General features: G+C 69.8%; 13 protein-coding genes. 6 read left to right on the top strand and 7 right to left on the bottom strand.

The features are described from left to right. Positions 1–3: 3 nt before the first annotated feature. The 3 genes from ACZ6JY_RS37460 to ACZ6JY_RS37470 are packed head-to-tail and all read right to left on the bottom strand — an operon-like array spanning position 4 to position 3,851. On the bottom strand, positions 4–438 hold the full coding sequence (locus ACZ6JY_RS37460; protein ID WP_469203514.1) for a roadblock/LC7 domain-containing protein: 435 nt from the start codon (positions 436–438) through the stop codon (positions 4–6). Continuing rightward, entirely contained in the window at positions 435–3,020 is a 2,586-nt protein-coding gene (locus ACZ6JY_RS37465) for a sensor histidine kinase (protein WP_469203516.1), read from the bottom strand. Before ACZ6JY_RS37465 ends, ACZ6JY_RS37460 begins: the two co-directional genes overlap by 4 nt. A 57-nt stretch (positions 3,021–3,077) precedes the next feature. Continuing rightward, a complete protein-coding gene (locus tag ACZ6JY_RS37470) occupies positions 3,078–3,851 on the bottom strand; it encodes an MHYT domain-containing protein (protein WP_469203519.1) in 774 nt (257 codons plus the stop codon). Positions 3,852–4,003: 152 nt separating this feature from the next. On the opposite strand from ACZ6JY_RS37470, the gene ACZ6JY_RS37475 reads away from it, so the two are divergent. Then, positions 4,004–4,603, top strand: coding sequence for a class I SAM-dependent methyltransferase (locus ACZ6JY_RS37475; protein WP_469203521.1), 600 nt, complete (start codon positions 4,004–4,006; stop codon positions 4,601–4,603). A 44-nt stretch (positions 4,604–4,647) separates the two neighbouring features. Here the strand turns inward: ACZ6JY_RS37475 and ACZ6JY_RS37480 are convergent, their stop codons facing one another. Beyond that, positions 4,648–5,406, bottom strand: a complete 759-nt coding sequence (locus ACZ6JY_RS37480; protein ID WP_469203523.1) for an alpha/beta fold hydrolase — start codon at positions 5,404–5,406, stop codon at positions 4,648–4,650. Positions 5,407–5,542: 136 nt separating this feature from the next. Here ACZ6JY_RS37480 and ACZ6JY_RS37485 point away from each other — a divergent pair, with 136 nt between their 5' ends. Then, positions 5,543–6,079, top strand: a complete 537-nt coding sequence (locus tag ACZ6JY_RS37485) for a PadR family transcriptional regulator (RefSeq protein ID WP_469203525.1) — start codon at positions 5,543–5,545, stop codon at positions 6,077–6,079. On the opposite strand, the gene ACZ6JY_RS37490 is transcribed toward ACZ6JY_RS37485, so the two are convergent. Then, a complete protein-coding gene (locus ACZ6JY_RS37490) occupies positions 6,053–6,961 on the bottom strand; it encodes an oxygenase MpaB family protein (protein ID WP_469203527.1) in 909 nt (302 codons plus the stop codon). The two genes, ACZ6JY_RS37485 and ACZ6JY_RS37490, sit on opposite strands and share 27 nt — an antisense overlap. A 106-nt stretch (positions 6,962–7,067) precedes the next feature. On the opposite strand from ACZ6JY_RS37490, the gene ACZ6JY_RS37495 reads away from it, so the two are divergent. Together ACZ6JY_RS37495 and ACZ6JY_RS37500 are read left to right on the top strand one after the other, a co-directional pair. Continuing rightward, on the top strand, positions 7,068–7,364 hold the full coding sequence (locus tag ACZ6JY_RS37495; protein WP_469203659.1) for a hypothetical protein: 297 nt from the start codon (positions 7,068–7,070) through the stop codon (positions 7,362–7,364). A gap of 140 nt (positions 7,365–7,504) precedes the next feature. After that, on the top strand, positions 7,505–8,326 hold the full coding sequence (locus tag ACZ6JY_RS37500) for a hypothetical protein (protein WP_469203529.1): 822 nt from the start codon (positions 7,505–7,507) through the stop codon (positions 8,324–8,326). A gap of 87 nt (positions 8,327–8,413) precedes the next feature. Here ACZ6JY_RS37500 and ACZ6JY_RS37505 read toward each other — a convergent pair whose 3' ends face one another. Both ACZ6JY_RS37505 and ACZ6JY_RS37510 read right to left on the bottom strand, forming a co-directional pair. Further along, complete coding sequence (locus ACZ6JY_RS37505) at positions 8,414–8,596, bottom strand: hypothetical protein (protein WP_469203532.1); 183 nt, start codon at positions 8,594–8,596, stop codon at positions 8,414–8,416. Positions 8,597–8,773: 177 nt separating this feature from the next. Beyond that, positions 8,774–9,826 (bottom strand): fatty acid desaturase family protein, encoded by a 1,053-nt coding sequence (locus ACZ6JY_RS37510; RefSeq protein WP_469203534.1) that lies wholly within the window; start codon positions 9,824–9,826, stop codon positions 8,774–8,776. Positions 9,827–10,072: 246 nt separating this feature from the next. Here ACZ6JY_RS37510 and ACZ6JY_RS37515 point away from each other — a divergent pair, with 246 nt between their 5' ends. Both ACZ6JY_RS37515 and ACZ6JY_RS37520 read left to right on the top strand, forming a co-directional pair. After that, on the top strand, positions 10,073–12,952 hold the full coding sequence (locus ACZ6JY_RS37515; RefSeq protein WP_469203536.1) for a DEAD/DEAH box helicase: 2,880 nt from the start codon (positions 10,073–10,075) through the stop codon (positions 12,950–12,952). Continuing rightward, complete coding sequence (locus tag ACZ6JY_RS37520; RefSeq protein ID WP_469203538.1) at positions 12,949–14,289, top strand: SWIM zinc finger family protein; 1,341 nt, start codon at positions 12,949–12,951, stop codon at positions 14,287–14,289. The genes ACZ6JY_RS37515 and ACZ6JY_RS37520 overlap by 4 nt, the downstream gene beginning before the upstream one ends. The last annotated feature ends 151 nt before the right edge of the window (positions 14,290–14,440 follow it).

The raw sequence follows: 14,440 nt of genomic DNA on the forward strand, positions 1-14,440 counted from the left end.
CGGTCATCCGGCTGCCGGTGGGCGTGCCGTGACGCGGGCCGGGGTGTAGAGGTGCTCGCCCACCCGCTTGACCAGGCGAGCCATCTCGTACGCCACAAGGCCGATGTCGGCCGTGACCGAGCTGAGCACCGCGAGGCAGGAACCGTCTCCGGCGGCTGCGACGAACAAGAAGGCGTCGTCCATCTCAACCATCGTCTGGCGCACTCCCCCGGCTCCGAAGTGCCGGCCCGCCCCTTTGGCGAGGCTGTGGAAGCCCGACGCGACGGCGGCCAGGTGCTCGGCGTCCTCACGCGTGAGGGCGGTCGAGGCGCCGACCGGCAGGCCGTCGTTGGACAGCACCACCGCGTGCCGCACCTCGCCGACGCGCCGTACCAAGTCGTCGAGCAGCCAGTCGAGTTCTCCGGTGCCTCCGGCGGGAATGCTCTTGTCCTGGATCATCCGGGGTCTCCTTCGCTGCTGTCCCTGCGCGATGCTGGCGTCGCCGTGCCGGGGACCGCGCCGACGATGCCCGGAGGCCGACCGCCGCCGCGTGCCCAGCCGTCGCGGAAGGCGGTCATGCGATCGCGGACCTGTTCCGGGCTCCGCTCGCCGGCATTCGCCGCATCGCCCGCGTCGCCCGCGTCGCCCGCGTCGCCCGCGTCGCCCGCGTCGACGTGACGTTCGCGCAGTTGCGGGGCGAGACTCGCCTGACGTACCCGGCGGGGCAGTGCGCTCGCCGAGTCCGGTGCGTCGACATCGGCATCGGTGACGTCGACTGTCGTGGCGACGCCCGGCAGTGGTGCTTCCGCCGCTGCGGACAGGGCCGGACGGGGTGCGGTGGCGGGAACGGAGTTGCCGTTCACGGGCTGTCCGGGAACGGCCACGCGTGCGTACTCCTTCTCCGAAGCCGTCCTGTGCTCCACGCGAGTCTGCGCACTCTCCGCCGCCGGGCTGTGCAACAGCGCGGTGGGAAGCAGCACGACCGCGGTGGTGCCTCCATAGGGCGAGGTCCGCAGATGCACCTTGATGCTGTGGCGAGCCGCGAGCCTGCTGACCACGAAGAGGCCCAGTTGGTCGCTGTCGAACAGGTCGACCGCCTCCGACTGCTCGACGCGGCGGTTGGCTTCGGCGAGCGTCTCCGCCCCCATGCCGAGCCCGCGGTCCTCGATCTCCAGGGCATAGCCGTTTCCGACCGGTTCACCGATCACCCGCACCTTGGTGTGGGGAGGAGAGAACTGGGCCGCGTTCTCGACGAGTTCTGCCAGCAAGTGGGTGAGGTCGGCTACCGCTGTCCCAAGGATCGAGGCGGCCGGCAGCTGGCGTACCTCCACGCGCGCGTAGTCCTCGACTTCGGAGACCGCCGCGCGCACGACGTTCGTCAGGGAGACCGGCATGCGCCAGGCCCGGCCCGGCGCGGCACCGGAGAGGATGATCAGGCTTTCCGCGTGGCGCCTCATCCGGGTCGTCAAATGGTCGAGACGGAAGAGATCGCTGAGCTCCTCCGGGTCGTCGGCCCTGCGTTCCATGGTGTCCAGCAGTGTGAGCTGACGGTGCACCAGGACCTGACTTCTCCGGGCGAGATTGACGAACACGCCGGAGATCCCGCTCGCGAGTTCCGCGCGCTCGATCGCGGCGCGCAGTGCCGCCCGGTGGACGGTGGCGAGCGCCTCGGAGACCTGCCCGGTCTCGTCCTCCGCGGGTGCTCCCCGCGGTGCCTCGGCAGAGATGTCGATCTCCTCGCCGGCCCTCAGACGCCGCATGGCCTGCGGCAGTTTCCGGCGGGCGATGTCCAGGGCGCCGTTGCGCAGGCTGACCAGTTCGACGACCAGGCCTCGACCGATGCGTACGGAGATGACGAGCGAGGCAGCCACGGCAGCGAGGCCGAGAAGTACGGCCGCACCGGCCGAGGTGAGCACGCCGTGGGTGAACGGGTCGGCCCGGTCCAAGGCCCGGCGATCCGCTCCGACCCCGATCGCCCGAAGCTTGTCGCGCACGGTTGCGTGGGCCTCGCCCCAGGCTTCCGCGGAGGCTGCGGCGACGGCCTTTCGGCCGGGTTCGGCGACCAGCACTTTGTCCTCGACGGCCCGAACGTCGGCGTACGAACTCCCCGCTTCAAGGTCGCGCCAGGCCGCTCGTTCGGGCCTCCGCAGGTCCGCCACCGCTGTTTCCGTCAGCGCACGGCGGGTGTCGACCGCCCCGGTGAACAGCCGGAGCCGCTCGCCGTCCAGGAGTCCGGTGAGCCGTGCGGAGGCGAGCACGGCGTCCTCGCGCGCCAGCATTTCAGCGGCCCCGGAGAATTCGTGCAGCACGCGCGCGTAGGAGCCCGGTTCGGCGTCCCGCATCGCGGTGAGCGCGCCCGCCACTCCGAAGGCCTGCGCGATCGTCTTCGTGTACTCCCCGTACGTCGTGTCCCACCCTGTGCGGCGCTCCAGCACGTCGGCCCGCAACGAGAGCAGGTCGCCGGCTCCGGTCACGAACGTGGCGAGGCGGTCCGCCACCCCGTGGGGAAGGCCTGCTCCGTCAGCGACCGTCCTGTCATCCTCAAGGCGTAGCTTCGCCACGACACGGTCGGTGCGCGCCGCTTGTTTCTCCAAGGCTTCTCCGCGCTCGGTGTCAGGGTCTGTCGCATAGCGCACGGCGGCCACGCGTTCGGCTTGGAGCGAGGAAATGGCTGCCTCGATCGGCACCCGCACTTCAGTGTTCACGCGTTGCAACTGCCTCAGGTGCGCGATGTCCTGAGCCGTGGTGACGGTCGCGTACGCCCACAGGCCGAGCAACGAGACGACAGGCACCATCAACAGGCACACGATCTTGGCGCGCACGGTGCGAGGCCGTGGCCGCCAACCTCCCGCGCGCGTGGGTGCCCTTGCCGCCGGTGGCTCGGTGCTTATCGTCGTCGGCTCGGCGAACCGTTCCTTTTCGTCAATGGATTTGTCGACGTATTCGTCGGCGGGCGGTCCCGCATGAGCGCGGCGACCGCGTGCGGGGTACACGGGCGCTTCGCCGTCGTTGGTGTCGAAGGTCCTACGGGGTGTCCGCATGGCCGCCTCCCTCGGCTGGGGAATGTGGGTGCTCCAGTGGTCGCCGCAGAGATGCGGCTACGGAGTGGCGCTTTCGACCGGACGCTGCGCGGAAGCGGAGGCCTGTCGCTCACCCGCGGTCGGGGAAAGCGCGACGAAGGCCGACGTCAGGAAGAGGTATGACCCGAGTCCGACGGCCAAGGGGAAGATGAACTGCATCGTGGTGGCTCCGGCCAGGGCCTCTTCGGAGGGGGCGACCCGCACGCTCACCGCCAGCATCCCGGTGTAGTGCATGCTGGTCACCGCCCCGCCCATGACCAGCGACGCTCCCGCGACAGCGAGTGGTGACCTGATGTTGAGTCCGGCCCACAGGGCAGCGGTAGCCGCGACGACGGCAATGGCCACGGAGAGCCCGATGAGCACCGGGTCGTACCGCACCTCTCCGTGCAGACGCAGCGCCGCCATGCCCAAGTAGTGCATGCTCGCGACGCCGATGCCCGTGGTGAGACCGCCGAGCGCGAGGGCACGTCCACGCTCACGGCCGTACCCCACGGCGAAGACTCCGGCCCCCACGACGACCATGGCCACCAAGAGGCTCAGGATGGTCAGCGGTACGTTGTAGTGGATCTCCGTGCCCGTGACCCCGAAACCGAGCATCGCGACGAAGTGCATCGTCCAGATGCCGGTGCCGAGCGCGGAGGCGGCGGTGATGAGCCAGTTCCTGCGCGAGCGCCCCGAGGCGTTCAGCGCTCGGACGGTGCAGCGCAGCCCCAGGGCTGCGCCGATGCAGGCCATCGCGTACGACAGCACGGGGGTCAGCCAGCCGAAGGTGGCGTGGTCCAGGTGTCCCATGGCCCAGGGACGCTAGTCCGGCCGGGGGCGCCCATCGGGGGCGCATTTCGAAAGCTGATGGAATATGACAGAGAGAGGGCCTTGAACGACCGCGCCACGCTCGAACGAGTGCGCCCAACGCGCGTGCGCTGCTCTGCGCAATCATGGGTCGCATGAGTGACGACCACACAAAGGTCCAGGAATTCTTCACGGCCCGAGCGGCCGACTGGGACGCCCGTTTCCCCGACGACGGTCCCCCGTATCGAGCCGCGGTCGCCGAGCTCGGCCTCCGTGAGGGCGACCGGGTGCTGGACGCGGGCTGCGGCACAGGGCGCGCCCTGCCCGCCCTGAGAGACGCCGTGGGGCCTTCGGGGGCGGTTCTGGGCGCCGATCTGACTCCCGCGATGCTGGAGGCTGCCAGGCAGGCGGGAAGGGGGCGCGACGGGCAGCTCTTGCTCGCCGACGTGGCACGCTTGCCGCTGGCCACGCAATCGCTCGACGCCGTCTTCGGTGCCGGCCTGATCTCGCATCTCCCGCAGCCGGCGGAGAACTTGGCGGAGTTGCAGCGCGTAGTGCGCCCCGGCGGGCTGCTCGCCCTCTTCCACCCGATCGGCCGGGCTGCGCTCGCGGCACGACAGGGCCGGCAGGTTGCACCGGGTGACCTGCGGGCGGAGGCTCATCTCGGGCCGCTGCTCGCACGATCGGGCTGGCGCATGACGTCGTACGTCGACGAGGACGCGCGGTTCCTCGCCCTCGCTGTACGCGCGGGTTGAGTGACGCGCCTGCCGGCTCGCCCTGATCGGCCTCTGCGAGGCGGTCAGCGGCGCCCCGTGATCGCGGTGACGAACGCGTCGGCGTTGTCGAACATGACGTTGTGCCCCGCGTCCGGCACGGTCATGACCCGGACCCCGGATGCCTCCAGGGCATCGCGGCCCGCGAGGTCGCCGCTCGACGCTCCCTGCAAGTAGACGCGCTCGATGGTCAGCCCTTCGAGCAACCGGCGCATCGTGGGTCGCGTGCCCGCGATGAGACCGACGGCACTGCGATGCAGGGCTCGGGGATCGGCCAGGCGCATGGTGGCTGCCCAGGTGGGGCCGGCCTTTTCCAGCACGCGCGCGTAGCCGCCGTTTTCGACGAAGTCGTGTTCCTCGAAGGAGGCGATTCCACTGCTGCCCGCCGTCACCGGCGGATGCGGGTCGAGGTTGGCCTCCGTGAGGACCAGGCGTGAGACCAGCTCGGGGCGCCGGTGCGCCAGAACAATGGCGACGGAACCGCCCATGCTGTGCGCGATGATCTCCGCTCCGGTCACACGGGCTTCTTCGAGAACCGCTGCCAGCGCGTCCGCATGGTCCTCCAGCGTGTAACCGAAGTCGGCGGGCCTGTCGCTGATGCCGTGCCCAGGAAGGTCGACGAACAGCGAACGCCGTCCCGCCAATTCGGGCCTGGCGGCGATATGCGCGTGGTAGACCGTCGACGCCGCGCCGAGACCGTGCACGTACACCCGCGCGGTTTCAGCGCCGTCGACCTCCGTCCATCGCACTCGGCTGCCCCGCGCGTCGAACCGTGCCTCACGCATCGTCGAGTCCCTCCCATGCCGTGCCGCCATGCCACCGCCCGCCCGTGCGGGTCGAGCACCGACGATACATCGCCACCGATGTATTACGTAACTGATGTACACCGCTCCAGGGGAGGGATACGGCAGAATGCGGGCCATGCTCGAACTGGCCATCCTTGGTTTTCTCTACGACGCCCCTCTGCACGGCTACGAGCTACGCAAGCGCATCACCGCACTGACCGGCCACGTACGGCCCGTCGCCGAGAGCACCCTGTACCCCGCCATCAAGCGCCTGGAGAAGGCAGGGCTGCTGGTCCGGGAGACACAGCCGGGTGCGGTGGCCGCTCCGCGCCACGTTCTGAACCTGACCCCGGACGGCAGGCAGGAGCTGCGCAAGCGCCTCGCGGAACCTGCGCAGGGGGACATCACCGACGAGAACCGCTGGTTCGTGCTCCTCGCCTTTCTCCGGCACTTGGGCGACGCGGCGGCCCAGGCGACCGTTTTGCGCAGGAGGCTGGCCTTTCTGGAGGAGCCCGCCAGCTTCTTCTACGACGGGGAGCGGCCGCTGCGGGCGGAGGAGCTCGACGACCCCTTCCGGCGCGGCGTCCTCACGATTGCCCGCGCGACCAGCCAAGCCGAACTGGAATGGCTGCGCTCGACGTTGACGTCACTCGGCAGCGGGGCCGCTCGTTGAGCTGCTCCCGTGCGGTACCGGGCACCCTCGGACGCCGGGCACCGGGAATGACCCGAGTTCGGAAGTCTCGTAGCCGTTCGGGTAACCCTTGATCTCCCAGTTCTGCCGCGCGTAATGCGGTGCCCTGCGAGGAGGCATCAGACGTACCGCACGCCCTCTGAGCCGCACCGCACCCCTGACCAGCGAACGAGTTGCGGTACCAGGCCGCTCGTAGCGGAACGCCCGCAGCAAGGGCTCGTCGAGGAGGGCGAGAGTGGCGGTGCGCACCATGGGCGCCACCGCGCGCGGGTACCACGACGCCATCAGGTCGAGGGTCGCGTCGGACACCTCGCGCCCTCCTTGGTCCCAGCCGAAGTGAGCCGCTTCGTATTCGTCCAGGCATCGCTCGAATTCGGCGTACGATGTCGGGATTTCCCTGATGCCCATGTGCTGCCCGAGCGTGCGGTAATACGTGGCTGCGGCGGCCGTCTCGTGGCGTGAGAGCCTGCGCCAGCCGTAGGCATCGATCCAACGCTTGGGCGTCACTACGAACGTGCACAGTACGTAGCGCATGTCGTCATCGCTGATGTCGTAGCTGCGATGCATCTGGTTGATGCGCCGGATCGCGGTCCGGCCTTCGTCGCTGGTGAAACCGTGCTCCACGACGGCATCCAGCAGCAGAGCCGTGTCGTCGTACCTCTTCTGCGTACGGTCCGTCAGTTCGGCCGTCCGAGCGAGCAGACGGCCGATGCTGGGGACGGCGTAGGTGCGGTAGAGGGCCAGTTCGAGTGCGCGCGTGTAGTCCCACGGAAATTCGAATGTCGCGGTGAGCCGATAGATCTCGAGGAAGTCCTTCTCCGGGTCGAGACGCCTGATCTGCTCCAGCCGCTGGAAACGCTTCACCGCGAAGTCCCCCTTCTGGCACCGGAGCACTCACTCTACGTTGGGGTAAGGCCCCTGTCGGCCTTCAACGGCGGGAAGCTGCGCCCGGGAGAAGGTAGTCCAAGTGATCGACAAGCTCCGTAAGTTCTGGCGTGCCGACAAACCTGCCGATGAGCGGGGTGCACAAACCGCCGGGGGACAAAAGCGCACACACAACCTCTTCGAGGCGGCCGCTGTGTACGCCGCGGCATGCGCCGAGGACGATCAGGACGAGATGGACCGAGCCAGGCAGTGGGTCTCTCCGGAGGCCCTGTCGTTCGGCCTCAGCGAGCTCGCCTGCCGAGCGGTCATCGCCCTCGCCCGGGAACGCGACGAGTCACCCCAGGACGTGGCCCGCTCGCTCATGGGACTGCCCGCCGCGTGAGCCCTCGCCCGCCGCCCCTGCGCGCCGAAAGTCGCCGGGCGTGGCCGCTCGTCGGTGATTTTCCTGGTCAACCACCTCTCGACGATCTCTGGGGCGACTGGTTAGGGTGCGCCGACGGATGAAGCGATGGGGAGGCAGGCATGGCCGGGACGGATGACGCCGTCGGCGCCGATGACGACGCGCTGTACGTGCTGACCGCGGTACTGCTGACACCCGCGAAGTTTCCCAGCGTGCTGGGCGACGACTATCCCGAGGCGTGCTCGGCGCTCGGCCTCGCGCCGCTCGCCGCGGGATACGGGCTGGTCCTGGGCCAGGACGGCGGCGGAGCTCGGTGGACGGTCGTCGTCGACGACGTCTCCCTGGTGGCCGTGGCGATTGCGTCCTGGGACTGCGGCATGGAGTACGACCTGTCCCCCGACGAACGCACCGTGGTCACCGCACTGCCCGGCTGGCCCCTCGCGGTCGCCGTCGCGGCCCCGGGCGTCCCGGCGCCCCACGATCCGGAACCGAGCCCGGAGGCCGACGGCGGAAAGCCGCTCGCGCCGCCGCCGTCCGACACCTGGGGACCGGCTCAGCGGCGGCTGGGCGCCGACGAGATAGCGCTGCAGTGGGCGACCTGGCGGGAACAGATCGACGAGGCCGACTTCGCGAGGGGCGGTTCGCCGGAGCCTTCGAGCCACCCGGACGAGGCGCCGCTGACCGGCGTCCGACGCGTGATGGCGGAAGCCCGTGCGTACGTGGACTCCCCACCGCCTCTGGGACGGGTCCGCTCCTCCTTCGCCTCAGGGGACACCCGCACTCTGCGCGCCGACGGGCCCGGCTGGTCCATGGTCGCGCGGACCGACGACATCGCGTTCGTTCTGCTGGACGAGGAACCCGGTGAAGTGCTGCCGGTTGGCCGCGGTCCGGAACTCCCCGCTCTCCTGGAAGCCCTCGACAAGCTGGCGGTCCGCCCTTCGTGAGCTGGTCCGCCACGTCCTTGCGAAATCGGCGCCTGCCGGCCCCGCGAGCGAAGCGGGCGCCGGCTCACGGCTCACAGCCCAGAGGCCTCAGTGGCCTATCTCCTTGCGTGTGACACGACGCAGCCTGCGCCGCTGCTCGGAATCCAGCGTCATATAAGCGGCCGCGGGGACCCCGAGCACGATCAGAAGTGCGGCCCACCACGGCAGCCAGATCATCAGGATGATCCCGGCCGCCACGCCACCTGCGGCGATCTTCGCGTTCTTCGACATGTGCGTCGCCTCCTTCGCGGCTGCTGCCGCTCTCTGTCTGGGAAAACGGCGTCGGCACCGCCTCAGTTCCGCACCGCGACCCTGAGACATCCCTGAGTCGTGCCCCTACTGGTTCCCGGGCCGCTTCCCGTCACGGTTCGTTTGCGCCCCCCTCGGGGCACCGATCGCCCTGCCCGTCTACTCGACCCGCAGGGGCTCACCGACCTCGTACATGTGGCGGAGCACCTGCCGGTAGGAGTCGACGAACCGGGCCTCCGCGTAGGAGATACCCACGGCGGCACAGTGGGCTCGCACGGCCGGTTTGGCGAGCCGCAGGTGAGGACGGGGCATGCTCGGAAACAGGTGGTGCTCGATCTGGTGGTTCAGGCCACCGAGGAACCAGTCGATGACCGGGTTGCCGCGGATGTTGCGCGAAGTCACCACTTGGCGGTGCAGGTGCCCCCAGCGCTCGCCGTCCGGATCCGGCATCTCCATGCCCTTGTGGTTCGGGGCGAAGGCAAGACCGAGGTGCAGGCCGAACAGTGCCTGGTGCACGGCGGCGAACGCCAGGGCGTGACCGACCGGCATGGCGGTGATCAACAGCGCGACATAGCCCACCAAGTGGGCGACGAGGAGGAAGCCTTCCACCAAGCGCTCACGCGGCGGCTGGCGGCGCAGGTCCTGGAAGCCGTAGATCTTCATGGCGACGCCCTGGAGGAGGGTCAGCGGGAAGAAGAGCCAGGCCTGGTTGCGGGTGAGCCAACGACGGAAGCCCTCGCGGACCTTGGCCTGCTTGCTCGTCCACACGAGGACGTTGGCGGCGACGTCGGGGTCCTTCTCGATGTGGTTGGGGTTGGCGTGGTGCCTGTTGTGTTTGTCGTTCCACCAGGCTGAGCTCATCCCGAGCAAGAGGTTGCCGTGTATGAGACCGATGGCACGGCTGACGGATCGCTTGCCCGTGATCTGTGAGTGCCCGGCGTCATGCCCTATGAACGCCGTGCGAGCACACAGGACGGACAGCATGGGGGCGAGGAGCAGTACCCACCAAGAATCACCCAGAAAGTACATCGCGATGCCTATGGCCGTGAGCGCGATGGCGTTGATCGCGATGGTGCGCGTGTACCAGCCGATGCGGCGATCCAGAAGGCCTTGCTCCTTGACGGTACGCAGGAGGGGCGCGAAGTCGCTTCCGGTGGGCTGCCTGCCGGTGGATCCTGGGGAGCGTTCCGCTACTGCTGCGGCCTGGGGCATGAATTGGGTCTCCGGTCTCCGTATCGAGGGTCTGACGCGTTGAAGCGTACGGACCGGTGTCCAGGAGCGACCATGGCGCCACCACCCGGGCCGGGCGGGGGCCAGCACCGCCGCAATGGGGGGTTGGCTCCACCACACGCCGAAGTGATCGGGATCACTCATGAGTCGCTTCCACGCGCTCCCACCCGTCATGTACTCTCGGCCGCTCCGGTCTCAGTAGTCAAATTTGAGGAATGCGCCATCGCTGTGCAGAGGCTTCCCGTCGTCTCCCCATCCGAGATCTCAGAACTGTCGCGCTGTTCCGTCCTCTTCGCCCCCGCCGACCCCGCACGCGGCGGCCGGGTGGCCTTCTGGTGCCCGGACGGCAATGAGCCGCCTTCCTCCTCCGTAGGCACCACCGAGGAAGTGGACATCGCCGTCCGAGGCGACGATGGCGCCGAACTCGTCGTTGCACCCGCGCTCCTCCTCTCCGTACGTGACGCGCTGCCGGTCCTCACACGCGCGCGTGCCTCGTCGGAGGCCCATCCAACGGCCCGTTTCTGGGGTACGGCCGGAGTGCTCGCCCTGCAACTCGCCGCCCGTGGACTGCTTCTGCCGGGACTCACCAGCAGCGATCACGACGCCTGGCGCGCCGGGCCCCTGGGAGCCGAGGATGTGCGGCGACTGCGTGAGCTCGCCGCGGCGATGCCCCCTGCGGCCCACGCCCTGCCGTTGGGCGGCGACGCGCCACTGCGACTGCCAGAACCGGAGCGTCTGCTGCGGCAGTTCCTCGATGCCGTGGCGGACACGCTGCCGCGCTCCCCCGCAGCGGCCCTGGCTGCCGGTGGGCCCGTCTTCGCGGGACGGAAGCCGCAGCGCGCTCCCGAGCAGCGGGCTTGGGCGACAGATGTCGCCGCCGGTCACGACGCCGGGGTCCGGATCTCGCTGCGGGTGGAGATCCCGGGTCTTGCCTCCGTTGCCGACGACGGCACTCGGCTGCCCTTCCGCGCAGTGCTGCAACTGCACAGCGTCAGTGATCCCTCGCTCGTCGCGGACGCCGCCGAGGTGTGGACCGGGAGCGGGGCCTCGGGGCAGGCCTTCGGGGCGCGCTCGAAGATGGACGCGCTCCTCGCACTGCGCCGCGCCACGCGCGCGTGGCCGCCGCTCGCCCCGCTGCTCTCGGCCACCGTGCCGGACGCGATCGAGCTCGCCGACGAAGAGGTCACCGAGCTGCTGGGCGAGGGGGCACGCATGCTCGCGGTGGCGGGCGTCGAGGTGCACTGGCCCAAGGAGCTGGCGCGCAGCCTGACCGCTCGAGCGGTCATCGGCCCGCCGGACGACGAGCAGGACGGTACCGGAAGGGGCCCCGACAGACTGGTCGCGGACACACCCTCGTTCCTCTCCGCCGACGCACTGCTCGCCTTCAACTGGCGCTTCGCGCTGGGCGGCCAGGAGCTGACCCGCGAGGAACTCGAACAGCTCGCCGAGGCGAACCGCCCTGTGGTGCGTCTGCGTGACCAGTGGGTGCTCATCGACCCCGAAGAGGTGCGCCGCGCACGCAGCCGACGGGACCGTAAAGTCACCCCGATCGACGCCCTCAGCGCCGCCCTTACGGGCACGACCGAGATCGAGGGCCGGCACGTCGACGTGGAGCCTACGGGGTGGCTCGCCACCTTGCGTGAGCGCCTCGCAGAGCCGGAGGCCATGCAGCCGGTCGGGCAGCCCGAGGCGCTCGCCGCGGACCTGCGCGACTACCAACTGCGTGGTCTGAACTGGCTCGCACGCATGACCTCGCTCGGCCTCGGTGGGTGCCTTGCTGATGACATGGGCCTGGGGAAGACCATCACTCTCATCTCACTGCATCTGCACCGCCAGGCACAGAAGGACTCCGCGGGCCCGACACTGGTGGTCTGCCCGACGTCGTTGATGGGCAACTGGCAGCGCGAGATCGACAAGTTCGCGCCCGGCACGCGCGTACGACGGTTCCACGGCTCCCAGCGCAGCCTGGAGGGTCTGACCGACGGCGAGTTCGTGCTCACCACCTACGGCACGATGCGGCTCGACGCGGAGAAGCTGGGCCAGACCCCCTGGGGCATGGTGGTCGCCGACGAGGCCCAGCACGTGAAGAATCCGTACTCGGCGACGGCCAAGCAGCTGCGGACCATCAAGGCACGCGCGCGTGTGGCGCTCACCGGCACACCGGTGGAAAACAACCTTTCCGAACTGTGGGCCATCCTGGACTGGACCACTCCCGGATTGCTGGGCAGGCTCAGCACCTTCCGTACGCGCTACGCCCAGGCCGTGGAAGGCGGCTCGAACCCGGGCGCCGCCGAGCGGCTGGGCCAGCTCGTACGTCCGTTCCTGCTGCGTCGACGCAAGTCGGACCCCGGGATCGCGCCGGAGCTGCCGCCGAAGACGGAGACCGATCGGGCCGTATCCCTGAGCCAGGAGCAAACGGGCCTCTACGAAGCAGTGGTCCGCGAGACTCTGGCGGAGATCTCGGGAGCCGACGGGTTCGCGCGCCGCGGGCTGATCGTCAAGCTCTTCACCGCGCTCAAGCAGATCTGCAACCACCCCGCGCAGTACCTCAAGGAGGACGAGCCGCGTATCGCGGGCCGCTCCGGCAAGCTGGAACTGCTCGACGAGTTGCTCGACACGATCCTCGCCGAGGAAGCTGGCGTGCTCGTCTTCACGCAGTACGTCCAGATGGCGCGGCTCATCGAGCGGCACCTCGCGGACCGCGGTGTCCCGTCGCAGTTCCTGCACGGCGGGACGCCGGTCGCACAGCGCGAGGCGATGGTGCAGCGCTTCCAGGACGGTGAGGTGCCGGTCTTCCTGCTGTCCCTGAAGGCGGCCGGGACCGGGTTGAACCTGACGCATGCCGAGCACGTCGTGCACTACGACCGCTGGTGGAACCCCGCCGTCGAGGCGCAGGCCACCGACCGCGCGTACCGCATCGGGCAGACGCAGCCGGTGCAGGTTCACCGGCTGATCGCGGAGGGCACGATCGAGGACCGCATCGCGGAGATGCTGCTGCGCAAGCGTGAGTTGGCGGACGCCGTCCTCGGAGCGGGCGAGGCCGCCCTCACCGAGCTGACCGACGCCGAACTGTCGGACCTGGTGGAGCTGCGAGGGGACACGCGATGAGTGACATCCATGACGACTCGGACACGTACGAGACCGAAAACGATGACCCGCGCGTGGGCGGGCCCTCCCACGAGCGCACGTTCGCGGCCCTGCCGCCCGCACACGGGCGGGGCTTCGCGCAGAGCTGGTGGGGGCAGGCATGGCTGAAGGCGCTCGAGGACACAGCGCTCGACAACGCCCAGCTCAAAGCGGGGCGCAAGCTCGCGCGTGCGGGCGCCGTGGGAGCGGTTTCGGTGCGGCCCGGCCGGATCACGGCGGTCGTCAAGGACCCCGACGGCACACCGCACCGCTCCGATGTGCTGCTCCAAGAGCTGAGCCCGGAGGAGTGGGACCGCTTCACGGAGATGGCCATCGAGCGGGCCGGGCACATCGCGGCACTCCTGGACCGCGACATGCCGCCACACTTGGTGGAGGACTCGGCGGCGGCCGGTATCGAACTACTGCCGGGCATCGGCGATCTGGAGCCCGAGTGTGACTGCGAGGCGTGGGATCACTGCGGGCACACGTCCGCCCTCTGCTACCAGGTGGCGCGTCTGCTCGACCAGGATCCGTTCGTCCTCCTGCTGATGCGGGGGCGAGGGGAGCGCGAACTCCTCGACGAGCTTCAGGTGCGCAGCGTCGCGCGCATCCCCGACGCCCCACAGCGTGGTGCGACATCCCAGGATGCCGTCCAGGAGGGCGTCAGCGCCGCTGAGGCGTACGCGGAGGGGGACATCCTGCCTCCACTGCCGGCTCTGCCCGAGCTGCCCTCTGGGCCCGGCCTGCCGCCGACGCTCGACACGGAGGCGGAGCCAGGCGCGGGCCTCGACGTGGCGGCGATCGAATTCCTGGCGGCGCAGGCGGCAGTGGAGGCACATCGGCTGCTGGCCGACGCGCTGGCCCCCGGCCATGAGTTGCACACCGTGGAGGCCGTGTTGACCGCGGAGGAGGATGCCGTACGGTTGGCCGCCGCTGAGCCGCATACCGAAGTCAAGGACCGGCTCGCGGCGGTGTCCGCACGCGGTCACGAGGGTCTCGCGCTCGCCGTACAAGCCTGGCGGTTGGGCGGCCGGGCCGCTCTGCGCGTACTGGAAGAGGAGTGGACACCGGAGGGCGAGACCCTGGCACGCGCGCGTGCCGCACTGGACGCGGCCTGGGACGAGGACGAGCGGCCACCTCTGCGGGCCGCGCGCAACCACTGGACCGTGGTCGGCTCGGATGCGCAGTTGCGTCATGGCCGTGACGGTCGCTGGTGGCCCTACCGAAAAGAACGCGGCCGGTGGACACCGGCAGGGCCCGCGGCCCACGATCCCGCGACGGCCCTGGCGGTGGCGAGCGGCAGTGAGTATGGCGAGTAGGGCGGCGGGCTGAGCCGAGCGGCGCTCACGGCGGCGCCCACCGGCGCGTTCCGGTCCTCCGTCCGCGCGCCGGGAACACCGGCACGCGCACTCCCCCTCCTCAGCGATTGAGCGCGGCCACGTCATCGTCGACCGTAGAGCACGTCGGATC

This window comes from Streptomyces sp. NPDC046335 (assembly GCF_055587985.1).